General features: G+C 55.8%; 12 protein-coding genes. 8 read left to right on the top strand and 4 right to left on the bottom strand.

Annotated elements, in window-relative coordinates; all coding sequences use genetic code 11:
• Positions 1–87 precede the first annotated feature (87 nt).
• Together A9753_RS06685 and glpK are read right to left on the bottom strand one after the other, a co-directional pair.
• On the bottom strand, positions 88–1,803 hold the full coding sequence (locus A9753_RS06685; protein ID WP_067782129.1) for an L-lactate permease: 1,716 nt from the start codon (positions 1,801–1,803) through the stop codon (positions 88–90).
• 117 nt (positions 1,804–1,920) lie between these two features.
• Complete coding sequence (gene glpK / locus A9753_RS06680) at positions 1,921–3,459, bottom strand: glycerol kinase GlpK (RefSeq protein ID WP_083090378.1); 1,539 nt, start codon at positions 3,457–3,459, stop codon at positions 1,921–1,923.
• Positions 3,460–3,710: 251 nt separating this feature from the next.
• Here glpK and glpA point away from each other — a divergent pair, with 251 nt between their 5' ends.
• The 6 genes from glpA to A9753_RS06650 all read left to right on the top strand — a co-directional run bounded on the left by glpA (position 3,711) and on the right by A9753_RS06650 (position 11,947).
• Positions 3,711–5,402 (top strand): anaerobic glycerol-3-phosphate dehydrogenase subunit GlpA, encoded by a 1,692-nt coding sequence (gene glpA / locus A9753_RS06675; RefSeq protein WP_067782126.1) that lies wholly within the window; start codon positions 3,711–3,713, stop codon positions 5,400–5,402.
• Positions 5,392–6,804, top strand: a complete 1,413-nt coding sequence (gene glpB / locus A9753_RS06670; RefSeq protein WP_067782124.1) for a glycerol-3-phosphate dehydrogenase subunit GlpB — start codon at positions 5,392–5,394, stop codon at positions 6,802–6,804. The genes glpA and glpB overlap by 11 nt, the downstream gene beginning before the upstream one ends.
• 73 nt (positions 6,805–6,877) lie before the next feature.
• The gene (locus tag A9753_RS06665; RefSeq protein WP_067782391.1) at positions 6,878–8,125 is read left to right on the top strand and encodes an anaerobic glycerol-3-phosphate dehydrogenase subunit C; all 1,248 of its coding nucleotides are present in this window, start codon (positions 6,878–6,880) and stop codon (positions 8,123–8,125) included.
• 106 nt (positions 8,126–8,231) lie between these two features.
• A complete protein-coding gene (locus A9753_RS06660) occupies positions 8,232–9,215 on the top strand; it encodes a sugar-binding transcriptional regulator (protein WP_067782122.1) in 984 nt (327 codons plus the stop codon).
• Positions 9,216–9,504: 289 nt separating this feature from the next.
• The gene (locus tag A9753_RS06655; RefSeq protein WP_067782120.1) at positions 9,505–10,785 is read left to right on the top strand and encodes a D-tagatose-bisphosphate aldolase, class II, non-catalytic subunit; all 1,281 of its coding nucleotides are present in this window, start codon (positions 9,505–9,507) and stop codon (positions 10,783–10,785) included.
• Between the two features lie 46 nt (positions 10,786–10,831).
• Complete coding sequence (locus A9753_RS06650) at positions 10,832–11,947, top strand: SIS domain-containing protein (protein WP_067782117.1); 1,116 nt, start codon at positions 10,832–10,834, stop codon at positions 11,945–11,947.
• A 127-nt stretch (positions 11,948–12,074) separates the two neighbouring features.
• Here A9753_RS06650 and A9753_RS06645 read toward each other — a convergent pair whose 3' ends face one another.
• On the bottom strand, positions 12,075–12,989 hold the full coding sequence (locus A9753_RS06645) for an HhH-GPD family protein (RefSeq protein ID WP_067782115.1): 915 nt from the start codon (positions 12,987–12,989) through the stop codon (positions 12,075–12,077).
• Positions 12,990–13,159: 170 nt separating this feature from the next.
• Here A9753_RS06645 and A9753_RS06640 point away from each other — a divergent pair, with 170 nt between their 5' ends.
• On the top strand, positions 13,160–14,047 hold the full coding sequence (locus tag A9753_RS06640; protein WP_067782112.1) for a hypothetical protein: 888 nt from the start codon (positions 13,160–13,162) through the stop codon (positions 14,045–14,047).
• Between the two features lie 37 nt (positions 14,048–14,084).
• Here A9753_RS06640 and radA read toward each other — a convergent pair whose 3' ends face one another.
• Complete coding sequence (gene radA, locus A9753_RS06635; protein ID WP_067782109.1) at positions 14,085–15,473, bottom strand: DNA repair protein RadA; 1,389 nt, start codon at positions 15,471–15,473, stop codon at positions 14,085–14,087.
• Positions 15,474–15,642: 169 nt separating this feature from the next.
• Between radA and purD the strand changes: the two genes are divergently transcribed.
• Positions 15,643–16,896: a phosphoribosylamine--glycine ligase gene (gene purD, locus A9753_RS06630; protein ID WP_067782104.1), complete on the top strand. Its 1,254-nt coding sequence runs from the start codon at positions 15,643–15,645 to the stop codon at positions 16,894–16,896.
• Positions 16,897–16,906 lie beyond the last annotated feature (10 nt).

Raw genomic sequence — 16,906 nt, 5'->3', positions numbered from 1 at the left:
AACACATAAGGGTGGGGCTGGTCAGTAATGACCAGCCCCACCCTTCTCTTTTGCTGATGGATATTGTCAGCCGTGATGATGGATTTCTTATTCCGCTGGGAGAGCAGGAATGTAAGCGCCAAACCATCCCTGGGAAGCCGCAAACACTAGGGTACACAGCACCAGGAGTAGTACCAAGGAGTAGGGGACAGCCTTACGCAGAATCTCTGCTTCGCTTCCCTCAGCCTCCACTGAGGTGGCAACAATCGCCAGGTTCTGCGGGGAGACAATCTTGCCCAGGCCGCCGCCCACAGTGTTGGCAGCAAGAAGAACGCCCGGGTTTAAGCCGGCGCCTGCGGCGGCAGTAGCCTGGAGGTTAGCGAACAAGGCACCTGCGCTGGTTGCAGAACCAGCTACAGCCGTGCCGGTCCAACCAAGGATTGGAGCAAGGAATGCGAAGGCTGCCCCGGTCTGGGCGAGGGCTGCACCGATGGAGGTGGTCTGACCAGAGAAGTTCATGACATAGGCCAGAGCCATGACAGCGCCGATAGTGACGATTGCCCAGCGAAGGTTGTAAATCGTGGTAGGCAATGTCGCCAGGCCCTTGTTGAGGGGGAGTGCACGGTCATGATCCGTGGAGTACTTCGCGTACACCACAGTCACAATCAAACCGGTCACCAAAATCCACGTGCCTGGGTTAGATAGGGTAGACAGGGAGTAAATCGCAGCGGACGAGGGCTTGCCAGAATCCGTGAGCAAAGAACCGTACACGCCCGGCCATTGAATCTTGATATCGGTGGCCTTGAGTACGTCTTTCAGGTCCACGCCGATGGTCCACAACTTGGTGATGGCGATGATGACAACCACCAGGACGTAGGGGAGCAGTGCGAGAACCACGCGCTGGCGGGATAGCGACCGAGAATCGGCGTCATTCGTTGCAGCATTCATCTCCGGAGCGGTCTTGGGAGTCCACACCTGCAGGAAGGCGTAGGCAGCAGCGAAGGAGAGGAGTGCGGCGGCCACGTCAGTCAACTCGTAGGACAGCATAGAGGTGACGAACATGCCGATACTTGCGGCTCCACCTGCCACCAGAGCAAGGGGCCACACCTGACGGATGCCGCGGAAGCCGTCCATGATGAATAGCAACACAAATGGAATAAATAAGGTGATGAGGCTAGCCAGGTGGCCCATGACCGTAGCGACGTAGGTAGGTGCTACGCCACCAAGCTTACCTGCGGTAGTGATGGGAATACTCATCGCACCAAAGCCCACGAAGATTGCGTTACCCACGATAGCCAAAAGTGCTGCACGAATCTTGGGTACACCCAAGGTGATGAGCATGGCCGAACTGATTGCTACGGGAGCACCGAAACCGGCCAGCCCCTCAAGTAGCGCGCAGAAAGAGAAGGAGACCAGCAGGGCCTGGATGCGAATGTCGCCCTTACCGATCACATTGAAGATACTGCGCAGATCTTGGCTTCGGTGAGAGACCTCAGTGAGATTGTAGAGCCAGACAGCCGCAATGATGATGTAAATAATTGGCACGAAGCCCAGGGCAAGTCCCTGTGAGGCACTGGCGACTGTCATCACAGCAGGCATATTGAACGCCACGATGGCAAGTACGATACTGAGCGCCAGTGAGATGAGCGCGCACCAGTGTGTCTTGACCTTGAACGCCCCAAGAAGGATGAAGAAAGACAGGAGCGGAATCACGCCCACCAGAGCGGTAAGTGTGACGTTGCCACCCACAGATGTGGTGGAGGGAGTAAATGTTTCCATAGGAAGGGATGCGACAGTGCGTCCCACCAAGGCGCTGATGACCATGACGGTTCCTTACAGCAGACAGTGTGTTTAGACGAATGGAATCATGTCATACCCTCAGCCCAAAGTCCTAGGCGAAGGGTGTGAGGTCGATGATGACACTACGTGTGTGAACAGTAATTAGTCGACCCAATTCAAGGTTTTATTAACTGCCTTAGCCCATTGAGCGCGTTCGTTTTCGCGCCACGCATCCGTGCATTGTGGAGAGAAGCGTTCGTCTTCTTTCCAATGGGCTACGACGTCTTCAGGCCCTTTCCATAAACCTACAGCAATGCCTGCGGCGTACGCGGCACCTAGCGCCGTTGTCTCAGTAACTTGAGGACGCACCACATCAATCCCCGCTAAATCGGCTTGGATCTGCATGAGTAAAGCATCATGTGTCATGCCGCCGTCGACATGGAGTTCACTTAATCTCACCCCGCTATCCGCCTCCATAGCGGTAAGTACGTCGCAACTTTGATGGGCTGTTGCTTCTTCCACAGCACGAGCAATATGCCCGGCATTAACAAAACGCGTTAGCCCCACAATCGCCCCACGCGCATCAGGGCGCCAGTATGGGGCAAACAGACCGGAAAAAGCAGGAACACAATAGGCTCCGCCGTTATCGTCTACCGTACGAGCCAAGTCCTGGACCTCAGAAGATGAGGAAATGATCTTGAGGTTGTCCCGTAGCCACTGCACAAGTGAGCCGGCTACAGCCACGGAGCCTTCGAGCGCATAAACAGGATCTTCCCCCTCAATCTGGTAAGCCACTGTGGTGAGCAGGCCATGAGCAGAGGAGACGGGTTCAGTACCAGTGTTCATCAGCATAAAGCAACCGGTGCCGTAGGTATTCTTTGCTTGCCCCACCTCAAAGCATCCCTGACCGAAGGTAGCGGCTTGCTGGTCACCTATTACGCCAGCAATGGGGACTCCGGCCAGCAGCCCCTGGGAGCGACCATGTCCGATTACGCCGCTGGACGGCACGATTTTAGGCAGGCAGTCGGGAGTGATACCCATTTGTTCACAAATGTCGTTATCCCATTGGCAGGTGTGGATATTCATTAGCATGGTGCGCGACGCATTGGTGACATCCGTGATGTGCACACCGTTCTCAACGCCACCGGTTAGATTCCAGGTCACCCATGAATCAGTGGTGCCTATGAGAAGACGACCGTCTTGTGCGGCTTGGCGGACGGCATCGTAATTGCGCATCATCCACAGCATCTTCGGGCCGGAGAAATAGGTGGCAAGTGGTAGCCCTGTGCGCTCGCGGAATCGGTCCACTCCTAAGTCAGATTCTGCAGCTAATTCATCGCAAATCTCTTGGCTACGCGTATCTTGCCACACGATTGCTGGACATAGTGGCTCGCCGGTGGTTTTATCCCAAGCTACTACCGTCTCGCGCTGGTTGGTTACGCCCACAGCAGCGAGGTGACCAGAGTTCACTTCTGCTTGGGACAAGGCAGAGGCCACCACAGCACGAATCGTGCGCCAGATTTCCGCCGCATCGTGCTCAACCCAGCCAGCTTGAGGGAAGAATTGGGTGTGTTCTTTCTGAGCGATAGAGACGGGCATGCCGTCACAGTCAAAAACAATAGCTCGGCATGACGTGGTGCCCTGATCGATAGCCAACACATAGCGTTTCTCTTGCGACGCCATGGGCTGCTTCACGCTCATTATCGTCTCCTTCCTGCATTACTACCGCCATTGGTAGCATCTGGTTCCTCACGTGAGTTCTACACCTATTGACTCATTAATCAGACGATTTCGTGTCTCAACAGCATAAACATCGAGAAGATGTTCACGTGTGCGAACTAAGGCATTACGGGTGCACGTTCGCTCAGGACTCAGACACTGCGTCATCACAGTGGGCAAGATTGTTTGAGTACACAACGATGCCCGCCCCCATGCAGAGGAGGAGGAACTCCATGGAGCACTGGAGCGCTGATGTGGTGGTAGTTGGTGGAGGAGCTACCGGTGTGGGTGTGGCTCGTGACGCGGCCATGCGTGGACTAAGCGTCATTCTCCTCGAACGCGCAGACCTGGGCCAAGGAACCTCCGGCCGCTTCCACGGACTGCTCCATTCGGGCGGACGCTACGTGGTCTCGGATCCTGAATCAGCCAGAGAATGTGCAGAAGAAAACATCGTTGTGGGCAAAATCCACGCCAGCGCTGTGGAACGTACCGGTGGCTTATTCGTGGTAGGCCCCGATGACGATCCCGCTTACTCTGACGGATTTCTCAAAGCAGCCGCAGAAACCGGCGTGCGAGCTGAAGAAATAAGTGTCGGCGCTGCCTTAGCGATGGAACCGCGCCTGAACCCCCGCATTAAACGAGCCTTCGCCGTCGATGATGCATCAGTAGACGGCTGGACCATGATTTGGGGGGCGGCCCGCAGTGCCCGCGCTTACGGAGCCCGAATCGAGACTTACCACGAAGTGGTCGATGTGATTACCCGCGAGGATCACGGCCGCCAACGCGTGGTGGGTGTCAAAGCCCGCGGTCTCAAGAGTGGCCAAGACGTGCTTATTGACTGCGCATTCCTTGTCAACGCCTCTGGTGCATGGGCAGGGCAAATCGCCCGCATGGCAGGTGTACGAAGCGTCGAAATCGTTTCAGGGCGCGGCATCATGATTGCCATGAATCACCGACTGGTGAACCACGTCATCAACCGGTGCATCTACCCCGCCGACGGAGACATCCTGGTCCCTGACCACACCGTGTGCATTATCGGCACCACCGATGAACGCGCAGATGATCCAGATCACTTGGATATCCCAGCCCACGAAGTCCAACAGATGATGGACGCCGGTGAAGTCTTAGTTCCAGGATTCCGAAAAGCCCGCGCTGTTCACGCTTGGGCAGGAGCACGTCCACTCATTCGTGACATGTCCGTTGAAGGCAGCGATACCCGCCACATGAGCCGTGGAATGAGCGTGATTAACCACGGCGCTATGGATGACGTGGCTGGCATAGTGACCGTTGCGGGAGGCAAACTCACCACCTACCGCCTCATGGCAAAGAAAACCGTTGATGCCGTGTGCGAAGACATAGGAATTTACCGTGCATGCTCGACTGATCGTGAAGCTGTTCCGGGCAGTGAAGACAATAAGAACTACCTCATTACTCACCGACTGAAGAAAAACGAAGACGAACGCCTGGGAACTCAAACCTTGTGCGAATGTGAACTTGTTACCCGACGCGACCTGACCCATCTCATGGCTCAACAGCCCAACGCGTCTTTTGACGATCTGCGCCGTCAATTGCGCATTGGCATGGGCCCGTGTCAAGGCGGATTCTGCTCAGCACGCGTGGCTGGAGTTCATTCGTGCGAAGGACGGATGGATGCAGGAAGTGCCAGCGAACTCCTGAGAACCTTCCTCGCTCACCGGTGGATTGGCCTATGGCCCATCATGATGGGTGAGCAAGTGCGAGAAACCGCTCTTGATTTTTGGATGCTCCAAGGGACCCTCGATATTGAGGATCTCCCTCAAGCACCGTCGCCGCTGCACGCTGCTACGCCCGTTTCTTATTCTCGTGCCGATAACAACAAGGGACAGGCTGGAGCAGATATTCAGTCCCACGGCGTCGAAAAGACGGGAGACGGCCATGCGAAGTGACATTGTAATCATCGGATCCGGAATCAGCGGTTATCTCGCCGCCTACCTGGCACGTCGTAGTGGTGCGAGTGTCACCATAGTTACCTCAGGAATGGGAGGCTTGACCCTTTCTCAAGGAACCATCGATGTGATGGGTAGAATTGGCGGTAGTGCAGGACCAGCAGGGGGAAAGGCCCCTCTCGACAAGCGCAGCGAACGTCGCTTGATTGAGCATCCCCTTGCTTTCATTGCATCTTCTGAAGATACCCGGAATGTGGAATTGCCGGACGGGCACCCCTATCGCGTCATTGGAAGTGAACACGTCAGTGCCGGATTGGCTGCATGGGAACGCATGCTCGGTCCCGATTACGTGATATCTCGTATGAGTCTCGGCGATACGCCTACAGTGAGAGATGATCTGGCAAACTACCTCATTCCTACCGCCGTTGGCGCGATTCGACCAACCTTCCTCATCCCCCCATCAATGCGTGCCAGTATTCTTACTGCAGGCAAGCGCTACGTAGTAGCCGGACTAGCCCGGCATAAGGATTTCTTCTCCACCCTGGTAGCAGGAAATCTTGCACGTACTCTTCTGCCAGATGGCAGCACCCTTGACATTCGAGCCGTCACGGTAGATGCAGACCTTCGTGAAGGACAATGGGACGTTACTTCTGTCCAAGCAGCGCGAGCATTTGACGATCAACAAACTCGCGAACGTCTTGCACGCTCCCTTGAACCGCACGTAAGCGCGGCGGATGTTCTTTTGCTGCCTGCCATCCTTGGCCTTCACACCACTGATGGTGCGCAGTGGCTCGCTGAGCGTTTAGGAATTGACGTCGGTGAAGTTCCACTCGTTCCCCCCAACCCTGCAGGCATACGGTGGGAAGAACGCTGCACTTCGATCATGCGTGAGATGGGAGTACGTATTCTCAGTGGCGCTCGCGTCGTTGGTGTTCGCGACCGCCAAGGAGAAGCGTGTCAATGGTTAATGGGTCGGCACAGCGTTAAACAACACGTTCAGGAGGTGGTCGTTGATATGGCGGGACGTGAACGGACGATCGGCTGTGACCATCTCATTGACGCTTCCGGAGGATTCGAATCTGGAGCCCTGGCATGCGACAGTTACTCCACCATCACCGACACAGTCCTCGGCCTACCTGTCTGCCATGATGACAAACAGCTTGTGCACCGTGATTATTGGGGTAAACCCCAGCGTCTCTTTGCTAGCGGTATTGCTGTGGATGACGCCATGCGACCGCTAGGAACGAAAGGGCAGGTGCTCGCAAGTAACGTCCATGTGGTGGGCGGCAAGATTGCCGGGGCTATGAGATGGAGTGAAAAGAGCGGTGACGGTATCGCTTTAGGCTCAGTGGTGGCTGCTTTGGAGGCGATTGGTGTGAATGGAGATGAGACCCATGTTTGATATCGACCAATTCGCCCGCCGTTGGGACCTTCCACTGCATACGCCTGGAGGGCGAGACGTGAAATCTGGCCGTATGGCCATCGATCATGCAGGGCATTCCTTAGCGCGAGCCAGTCTGGATAACTGCATCAAATGCACTATCTGCGAAACAATGTGTCCCGTTGCAGCAGTTACCGATGCTTTCCCTGGGCCAAAGTATGTAGGACCCCAAGCTGAACGTTATCGTCACGGTTTGAGCGTAGATAATTCCATCGACTACTGCTCCTCATGTGGTACATGCACCCGCGTGTGCCCCCAAGGTGTGAAGGTGGCTGAACTCAATAATCAAACCCGCGCTGTGATGCGTCACCAACAAGGCCGTATCCCCATGCGTGACCGCATTATCACCAATACCACCCTCATGGGGCAGGTGATGACCCCCATCGCTCCCATCGCTAACGCGGCGCTTGCGAACAGCGCCGTGCGCTACGCCGTCGAAAAAACTGTCGGTATCCACCGTGACGCTCCCATGCCTCAGGCCACTACCCTGAGCCTGCGCAAATGGTTGGCCACACGTGAACCTGCAGGTCGTACTCTCGAACCGCCTGGAAGCCGCGGTCCCCTCGTGTTCTTTCATGGTTGCGCAGGGGGCTACTTCGAAGTCCAAACCTCGATACGAGCCATTGAGGTGCTCGAATACTTGGGTTATGAGGTCATCGTCCCCAAGCAAGGATGCTGTGGTTTGGCGGCTCAATCCAACGGTCTCTACGGTCAAGCAACTGCAAGCCTTCTAGCTCTTTGCGAACAATTGCGTAACGCTGGGAGTGGTCTCACCATTGTTTCTTCTTCGGGTTCCTGTGCAGGCATGCTCAAACATGAAGCCCACGAAATCATGGGTGTGGACGCTGAGGAGTTGCGTGACGTATCTGTGCGTACCATGGAACTTAGCGAATTCCTCCGTGATCTTCTCGACGCCGATCAGTTGCCAACCCCAACCACTCGCCTTGAGATGGAAGTTGCCTACCATGCCCCCTGCCAACTCAAAAACCAGGCTATGGGCCTGCCTGCCGTTGACGTGATGAAGGTGATTCCTGGCCTGCGTGTTGTGGAATCAGGTCTGGCTTGCTGTGGAATTGCCGGAACTTACGGATTAAAGAAAGAAAAGTTCGAGGTGGCCCAAGCCGTGGGAAAACCATTGTTTGAGATGGTTAACGCCGTAAACCCTTCATTGGCTGTCTGTGATACTGAAACCTGTCGTTGGCAGATTGAGCAATCCTCTGGGGTGCGCACTGTCCATCCGATTTGGATGCTTCACGCTGCATACGGGCTGTCTGAACTTTGATTTTTTATGTGCCTAAATGGCGTGGGTAAGGCTCGTCAACCCCGTAAGATGAAGTGATTGTGATATGCCACTCACCGATTTAGGGTGATTTGACGAAAGAGTATGAATGACCAGCTCGCGCGATGGTTTAGCGTTCCGTGCTGCCTCCATGTACTACCTTCAAGATGAAACTATGGAGGGTGTGGCACGCCACCTTGGGGTTTCACGCTCTACGGTTTCCCGATTGCTAGCCTATGCTCGCTCTACTGGACTTGTTCGTATTTCTCTCAATGAACCTGGTGGGGGAGACTCGAGTGCGCGCGCCCTTGAAAAAGTCTCTGGCGCCCATGTCCGCGTTGTCCCTGTTCGTAGTGGGGCCACTGAAATTCATCGCCTTGAACAAGTTGCCGCAGTTGCTGGAGACGTAGTGAGTGAATCCATGACTGCAGGAGCAACTCTTGGTTTAGCTTGGGGGACTACCGTGGCCGAAGTGGTTCGCAGCCTCTCTCCACGGGTTATCCCTGATTCCATCGTGGTTCAACTCAATGGTGCCGCTAATTCGGAACAGTCAGGCGTGCCCTACGTGGATTCTATTCTTCGCCGTGCAGCCAGCGCGTTTGATGCTCAAGTTGTCCACTTTCCTGTTCCTGCATTTTTTGACTATGCCGCCACGCGTCAAGCCTTATGGCGTGAGCGCTCCATCATGCGTGTTCTCGATGTTCAAGCTCGTACCGATATGGCTGTATTCGGCGTGGGGTCGATGAATGGTCCTGTGCCTAGTCAAGTTCACCAAGGTGGTTACCTTTCCGCAGCAGATAGGGCTGTTCTTGCGCGAGAAGGAGTGGTGGCGGATGTCTGCACGGTGTTCCTTCGATCAGATGGTTCCTATGGGGATATTGATATTAACCAGCGGGCTACCGGCCCCACACCGGCACAGTTGCGTACGTTGCCTCACCGTGTGCTCGTGGCCGCGGGCGTTGCTAAAGCTCAAGCTGTTGCGGCTGCCATTCGCGCCAAAGTGGCTACCGACATCATTCTTGATGATGCGTTAGCCCGCGAAACTGTTCGTATTCTCGCCTCGGTACCTACCACCCCCACTGCTCGTGCGTAAGGGGAGAGGGCGTTTTGTGAATGGGGGAGAGGAATTGGTCGTGGAGTATTCGCTAGGTGGGGCCGCTCCTAGTGAGAGGGGCGGGAGGCTTTGAGGCCTGTCGCTTGTGTTGGTAACTGTGCTGAGCGCTTCGGTGAGCGATGTGATGACGCAAACTCGTCAACATCACTCAGAGTATTGAAAACATGCGAAAAAATCGCGATGAACTGGGGGTTCTCCGTGGACAATTAATGATTGATGCTGCATGATTGGAGGTGGGAACAATCATTTTCAACCATAGGGGTCCCTCATGAACTACCCAGAGATCATCGCTGCTCACAAGGGTGGAGCCAACGTCGGCATCTACTCCATTTGTTCAGCAGATCCCACTGTTATCCGCGCCAGCCTTATCCAAGCTCGCGAAGACGAAACTAGCGTTCTCATCGAAGCTACCTCTAACCAGGTCGACCAATTCGGTGGATATACCGGCATGAAGCCTGCTGACTTCCGCGACATGGTGTACTCCATCGCCGATGAAGTCGGACTCGCTCACGATGACATCATCCTCGGTGGTGACCACCTGGGCCCCAACACCTGGCAGAAGGAAGAACCCGAATCCGCCATGGTCAAGGCCGTTGATCTGGTGCGTGCCTACGCAGAAGCTGGCTACACCAAGATCCACCTGGATTGTTCTTTCTCCTGCAAGGGCGATCCCTACCCCATCACTGATGAGATTGCCGCTGAGCGTGCTGCACGCATGCTCGTGGCCGCAGAAGAAGGCGCACAGAAGGCCGGCACCGCTGACCAGGTTCGCTACGTGATTGGTACTGAGGTTCCCGTTCCCGGCGGCCACCAGGAAGAACTTGGCGAAATCACCCCCACCTCACCCGATGCAGCCAAGGAAACCCTCGCCGCACATCGTGCAGCATTCGATGCGGTGGGTTTGACTGAGGTATGGCCCAAGATCAGCGCACTCGTGGTCCAGCCTGCGGTGGAATTTGATCATCTTAAGGTCGTTGACTACGTCTCTGAGGGCACGAAGGAATTACGCACTGTCCTCGATGACGAACCCACCCTGGTTTTCGAAGCGCACTCCACTGATTACCAGACACCCGCTAACCTTGCTCAACTTGTCCGCGACCACTGGGCAATCCTCAAGGTTGGTCCGGGACTGACTTTCAACCTTCGCGAAGGCCTATTTGCCTTGTCTCATATCGAAGACGAACTCATCGATGCAGATAAGCGCTCTAACCTCCGCCAGGTCATTGAAGATCGCATGGTGGCAGAACCTGCTAAATGGGAGGTCTACTACACCGGTGATGAAGATGAGCAGCGCATTGCACGCCGTTACTCCTACTCCGACCGCATGCGTTACTACTGGCCTGATGCTGAGATTAAGAAGGCTCGCCAGACGCTCATGGATAACCTCGCCGAAGTAGAAATCCCTGAGCCCCTCCTGAGCCAGTACATGCCTTTGCAGTATGAGCGTGTTCGCGAAGGGCTGCTTGCCAAGGATCCCGAGGCATTACTCATCGACCGAGTTCGTGATGCCATCCGCCCCTACGCAGACGCCTGCCACCGCAACAACTGACCACGCCTGATCTGCGTGACAAGACTTCACACAAGAAAGACTTTCAATGACTGACTACACCCAAGCAGTGACCTACCAAGAGGTATGCGGACAGATCGACAAATGGCGCGATCTAGCGACCATCCTGACCGACGGCCGCGACGAACATGAAACATTCCTCAAGCCCCTCTTTGCTAAGGACAATCTCCGCATCATCCTGACCGGTGCCGGCACGAGCGCATTCGTTGGCGAAATCGCTGCTCCTGCCATCGCCCGGGCAACCGGACGCCGCGTTGAAGCAGTCCCCACCACGGACATCGTCTCTAATCCCTATGAGTCCTTTGCTCAGGACGTACCCACCCTCCTGGTGAGTTTCGCACGTTCTGGTAACTCACCGGAATCTTTGGCTGCTACGGAACTGGCTGACCAGGTTCTCTCCGAGGTCTACCATCTCGTTCTTACCTGCGCCCCCGAGGGACAATTGGCCGTTGGCCGCAGCGGTAAGGAAGGCTCTCTCGTCGTTCTCATGCCTGATGGCTCCAACGACAAGGGATTCGCGATGACCAGTTCCTTCACATGCATGCTGCTTAGCTCACTGGTGCTGCTTGGCGCAGGTTCCGTGGATCTTATTGAGCCCCTTGCTGCTGCCGGTGATTACGTTGTCGCTGAGCGTCAGGATGACATCCGCGCACTGGCCACGAAGTTGCCCAAGCGTGTGGTCTACTTAGGCTCCGGCCCGCTGCGTGGTCTTGCTCATGAAGCAGGACTGAAGTTCCTCGAACTTACCGCTGGTGACCTGGTCTCCTTCTACGAATCCTCCATGGGCTTCCGTCACGGCCCCAAGGCCGTCATTGACGAAACCACCCAGGCGTTTGTTTTCATTTCCTCCGATCCCTACACCCGCCAGTACGATGTGGATATTCTTAACGAACTGCGTGGAAACCTCGGAACTGAAGCTGTCCTAGCTATTGCAGGTAAGGACCTTGAGGTAGATAACGCTTGGGTATGGCCCGGACTTGCTGAGGTGCCCGACGCATTCGTTGCAGTTGTCCATATTCTCGTCGCACAGTTCATGGGTGTGTTTACCTCTGCCGCACTCGACAAGAACGTTGACAACCCCTTCCCCGCCGGTGATGTGAACCGCGTGGTCCAGGGCGTTATTATTCACCCTCTGGCCGACTGAGGATGAGTGTGCTACCTGAGAAACGTTGAGGTAGCAAACAACCGTTGATAAGCAGTTGGGTGGGGGCGCCGCGAAGCGGCGCCCCCACCCAACTGCTTTAATCCTTTACTTTGTCACCGACGAACGATTATTCGCCCGCAGGGGCTGAACCCAACGCATAGTCCCCATTGGCTAGTTCATGAATTAACCCATCCTCGGTGAGAGTTCGCACAGCCCTGTTCGGCTGGGCATTATCACCTCCAGGAATGGTGGCCGCACGTAAACATGCCGCCAGCGTGGCTGAGTGATGCTCACGAAGAAGCGCGATGATCCGGCCTCGTGCCTGGCGATCCGTTCCATGCCAAGCCTGGGTACGGCGTCGAGAAGCAAACTCATCGGCAGGTTGCCCCTCGACAAACCACCGACAGCGCTCGCTGAGCGGGCACTGGTCACACAATGGAGAACGCGATTTACACAGCAGCGCACCCAACTCCATCACGGACACATTCCACAGCGCGGAATCCTCATCGTCCTCGGGAAGCAATTGCGCAGCTAAATGACGCTCACTGGCACGAGGAGAGGGTGGTGGTAATGCTGCGCCACCATAAAAACGCGCAAAAACACGACGAATATTCGTATCTAGCACTACCGCGCGGCGATGAAAAGCAAAAGATGCCACCGCAGCGGCCGTGTACGAACCAATTCCAGGTAACTGCTCCAGCAACTCTATGTCCGCAGGCAACTGACCACCGTAGATATCACGGATTGCTCGAGCGCATTCATGAAGACGCAAAGCTCGTCGTGGATAACCTAAACGTCCCCACGCAGCGAGAACATCGCTTGTTGAAGCTGCCGCCAAATCAGTTGGCGTGGGCCAACGCTCAATCCACTCCAGCCACATTGGTTCCACGCGAGAGACAGGAGTCTGCTGACTCATCACTTCACTGAGCAACACCCCCCACGGGCTGGTTCCCTTCGCACGCCACGCCAATGGACGCTCAGCAATATGAAACCACTGAGTTAGGCGCTCAAACATCCATAAGGAATCATCAGAGCAGGACATGAGGGAAAGCCTAAAACACTCAGAGTGCTACCGAGTACGCATCAGCCTGCGTGGGCTCAAACCAGCCCTTCGTGAATCCCGGTAAAGTGCCGACCATGGCAGGCAGGAAGAATCAGCACCCCCCGCGCTCGCGCGCCAGACGTCAAGGGGCCTCAAATCCCTCCTCTGCCATGCATCGCCGATCCTCCAGTGGAGATGCGCCCCAGCGCCAGCAACGTTCAACCCGCTCACGGATTCGCTCCGAAGGCCCTACCCACTTTGACGGTACTCGGGCTCAATCATCACGTGGCCGTTCACATGGATCGAGCCAGGATGGACAAACCAGGCAACGTGCCAGCGTTGGAGCGAATCCATCAGGGGTCTCGCAGGTACGCCCACAGCGAGGAAGTCAAGGTGCGGCAACGCAGCGGCAAAGCAAACCGGGACGTTCGTCACGCCAGCCACAGAGCAGCCATCAAGGTCGTGACTCCCGAGGCCCCCACCGCCCACAGCGTCCCGCACAACCCAATTACGTTCTGCGCCGCACCATTGCTGTCATCATCGTGGTAGCACTCATGGCTGCTGCCGTGTGGGCAGTGATGCAGGGAATGAAAGCCCTCAGTCACGAAATCCAGCGTCAAGACCAAGAAGCAGCCGCTAGCAGCGTCCAAACATTCTGGCCGGCGCCTAGTGCCTGCGTAGCCAGTGCCCTTGATGCGCAGATCGATGCACCAATCGAAGTCAAGGCAGGCGAACCGGTAACTGTTACCGTCACGATGACAAATAAAGGCACCGAAGCGTGTGTCCTCGATACGGGAAGCAAACACTTTAATCTCATCGTCACTAGCGGTGAAGCCACCCTGTGGGATGCCATGGAATGCGTGAGCGAAGAGCCAGACCATGAACTTCTCGTTTCCCCCGGTGAGGCTGCCAACCCCTTCACCATCACATGGCCCGGAACCGTCAAAGGCACCTCATGTGACGAGGGCGGCCCTAAAGCCAAAGCGGGAACTTACCGTCTCCAACTCACCATGGACGGAAAGCCCGTGGGTGATCCCAAGGTGCTCGTCCTCAAGTAAAGAAACTTCTGTAGACAGAAGCCTTGGCTATTCGCTCTTAATCACTAGTGTTGAGCGCGGCATCAATAGCATGAGCAAGATTATTGACTGTGATGACCTCAATGCCAGGAACTTTCTTGATTTCCGACTGCCCATGAGCAGGGATGATTGCCTGAGTAAAACCAAGACGTGACGCTTCAATTAAACGTCGTTCAATACCCGAGGTAGCACGGACCTCTCCGGTCAACCCCACCTCACCAAAAGCAACAAGATGAGGTGCAGTAGGCAGGTTACGAGCCGCGCTCACCACGGCAATCGCCACAGCAACATCCGTAGCCGGTTCCACTGCACGAGCACCGCCGACCGTCGAAACATACACATCGCTACTGCTCGTATCCACGCGGAGCCGCGCACCTAGCACGGCTAAGGTCATCGCTACGCGAGCATGGTCCATTCCAGAGGTAGTGCGGCGTGGTGACCCTGCATGCGTAGGAGCAACCAAGGCCTGAATCTCCACTGGCATGGGGCGGCGCCCCTCCAAGGTCACGGTGGCGCACGTGCCTGGCACCTGGCTGCGGGCCGCCGATAAAAACAACCCCGATGGATCTGCTAGGCCCTCGATGCCACGCTCATTGAGATCAAAACAGCCCACCTCATCGGTTGGGCCAAAACGGTTTTTTACCGCACGCAACAGGCGCAACCGGCCATGACGTTCACCCTCGCACTGGCACACCACATCAACTAGGTGCTCAAGTACGCGAGGCCCGGCAATAGCCCCATCCTTAGTCACATGCCCTACTAGGAGAACAGGGATGGCTCGTTCTTTCGCTACGGCGATAAGTGCGGCGGACACTGCTCGAACTTGAGTCACTCCACCGGCAGAGCCATCCACCTGCGAACTGGCTATTGTTTGCACAGAATCGACTACTAACAGTGAGGGGTTAACTGCTTCAACATGCCCTAGCAAAGCACCTAAATCAGTTTCTGCCGCAAGTAACAAGTCATCATCAAGTGCATTAATGCGCTCAGCACGAAGACGCACCTGCGAAGCAGATTCTTCGCCTGTCACGTATAGCACTGGTCCCCACCCGTGCTGACGAGCCTGACGAGCTGCCTGCGCCGCCACGTCAAGAAGTAGGGTGGACTTGCCAACGCCTGGCTCCCCAGCAAGAAGAACCACAGCACCAGGAACAATGCCTCCACCGAGAACCCGATCAAATTCTCCTACTCCGGTGGAACGTGCCTGAGCTTGTTCACGGTTAACCTCTGCGATGGGAAGTGCGGGTGTGATAGGGGATGTAACCGTGGTGGATCGCAGCACCATCGAAGGACTTTGCGTTTCTTCAACGCTGCCCCACGATTGGCAATGACGGCACTGTCCCACCCACTTCGGGTAGGCCTGTCCACACTCTGAGCAACGATAAGCAGGGCTCTTGTGCGTCGCCACGAAGGCCTCCTTAGGTCAACGAATCTCATCGAACAACCCAGCCCAAAGCGTCATGTAGTGCAGTAACGCGAATATTGCCAGGGTCATCTCCTGTTACCTCTACCAACCTTACGCGGAGCTACTCACATTTATATACGCACATAGCAGTCATAACCATTAGGCTTAGATCGTGAACATTCTGCTTCTTGGCTCCGGTGCCCGTGAACACGCTTTGGCCCGAGCCCTCGCTCATGCCCCCGAAACTACCCGCCTCGTTGTTGCCCCCGGAAATCCCGGAACTGCAAGTATTGCCACGAATATTGCTGTGGATCCCACATGTGCTACGTCGGTAGTAGAACTTGCGCGGTCGATGGAAGCGGATCTTGTCGTCGTCGGTCCAGAAGCCCCACTGGTCGCAGGCGTGGCTGACGCAGTGCGGGAAGCCGGATTCCCCTGTTTTGGGCCGGGAAAGGAAGCAGCACAACTCGAAGGATCTAAAGCCTTTGCTAAGGAAATCATGGAAGCTGCACAGGTGCCTACCGCTGGCGCATACGTGTGCACAACCATGGACCAAGTTGAACAAGCGCTTGAGGACTTCGGCGCCCCCTATGTTGTTAAAGATGATGGTTTGGCCGCAGGAAAAGGTGTGGTTGTTACCGAAGATCGCCAAGAAGCTCTCGACCACGCCAGCGCATGTTTGAGTAAAGAACATGGAGCGGTCCTCATCGAGGATTACCTTGATGGACCTGAGATCTCTCTGTTCTGCGTTTGTGATGGTACTCGGGTCTACCCCCTTGCTCCCGCGCAAGACTTCAAACGTCACGGCGAGAACAACACCGGTCCTAATACCGGAGGCATGGGCGCCTATAGCCCCCTCACCTGGGCACCTGAGGACATTGGCCAACAGGTCGTTGAGAAGGTCGCCCAGCCCGTTGTTGATGAAATGGCACGTCGTGGTACTCCTTTCATCGGCCTGCTTTATTGTGGTCTTGCCATGACCTCGCGTGGCATGAAGGTTGTGGAATTTAATGTCCGCTTTGGGGACCCCGAAACCCAAGCTGTTCTTGCGCGCCTTCAATCCTCCCTTCCCGAACTGCTTTTGGCGGCAGCCGAAGGGAAACTTGACGAGGTCGAGCCCCCGGCCTTCTCTCATCAGGCAGCAGTCGATGTGGTTTTGGCGGCACCTGGATACCCTGCCAACGCCATCACTGGCGGAATCATCACTGGTATTGAGGAAGCGGAAAAGGTTGAGGGTGTACACGTCCTCCATGCAGGAACCGTACGCGACGATGACGACAACCTCATCAGCGCAGGTGGACGCGTCCTAAGTATCGTGGCCCTCGGTGATTGCGTTACCCATGCGCGTGAGCGCGCCTACGAAGCACTTAACTGCATCGATCTTCCGGGTGGATACGCCCGTCGAGACATCGCAGCCGGACGCTGAAAAGAGAAGC

The sequence above is a fragment of the Actinomyces vulturis genome, assembly GCF_001687305.1.
In the GTDB taxonomy this organism is placed as follows: Bacteria; Actinomycetota; Actinomycetes; order Actinomycetales; family Actinomycetaceae; genus Actinomyces; species Actinomyces vulturis.
The sequence above is the reverse complement of the archived record's forward strand: the minus strand, read 5'-3'. Positions and strand labels throughout refer to the sequence as shown.

Excerpts from the sequence above, each read along its gene's own strand:
- A9753_RS06685 (WP_067782129.1), bottom strand. The coding sequence starts at position 1,803 with ATGGTCATCAGCGCCTTGGTGGGACGCACTGTCGCATCCCTTCCTATG.
- glpK (WP_083090378.1), bottom strand. The coding sequence starts at position 3,459 with ATGAGCGTGAAGCAGCCCATGGCGTCGCAAGAGAAACGCTATGTGTTG.
- glpA (WP_067782126.1), top strand. The coding sequence starts at position 3,711 with ATGGAGCACTGGAGCGCTGATGTGGTGGTAGTTGGTGGAGGAGCTACC.
- glpB (WP_067782124.1), top strand. The coding sequence starts at position 5,392 with ATGCGAAGTGACATTGTAATCATCGGATCCGGAATCAGCGGTTATCTC.
- A9753_RS06665 (WP_067782391.1), top strand. The coding sequence starts at position 6,878 with ATGGCCATCGATCATGCAGGGCATTCCTTAGCGCGAGCCAGTCTGGAT.
- A9753_RS06660 (WP_067782122.1), top strand. The coding sequence starts at position 8,232 with ATGACCAGCTCGCGCGATGGTTTAGCGTTCCGTGCTGCCTCCATGTAC.
- A9753_RS06655 (WP_067782120.1), top strand. The coding sequence starts at position 9,505 with ATGAACTACCCAGAGATCATCGCTGCTCACAAGGGTGGAGCCAACGTC.
- A9753_RS06650 (WP_067782117.1), top strand. The coding sequence starts at position 10,832 with ATGACTGACTACACCCAAGCAGTGACCTACCAAGAGGTATGCGGACAG.
- A9753_RS06645 (WP_067782115.1), bottom strand. The coding sequence starts at position 12,989 with ATGTCCTGCTCTGATGATTCCTTATGGATGTTTGAGCGCCTAACTCAG.
- A9753_RS06640 (WP_067782112.1), top strand. The coding sequence starts at position 13,160 with ATGCATCGCCGATCCTCCAGTGGAGATGCGCCCCAGCGCCAGCAACGT.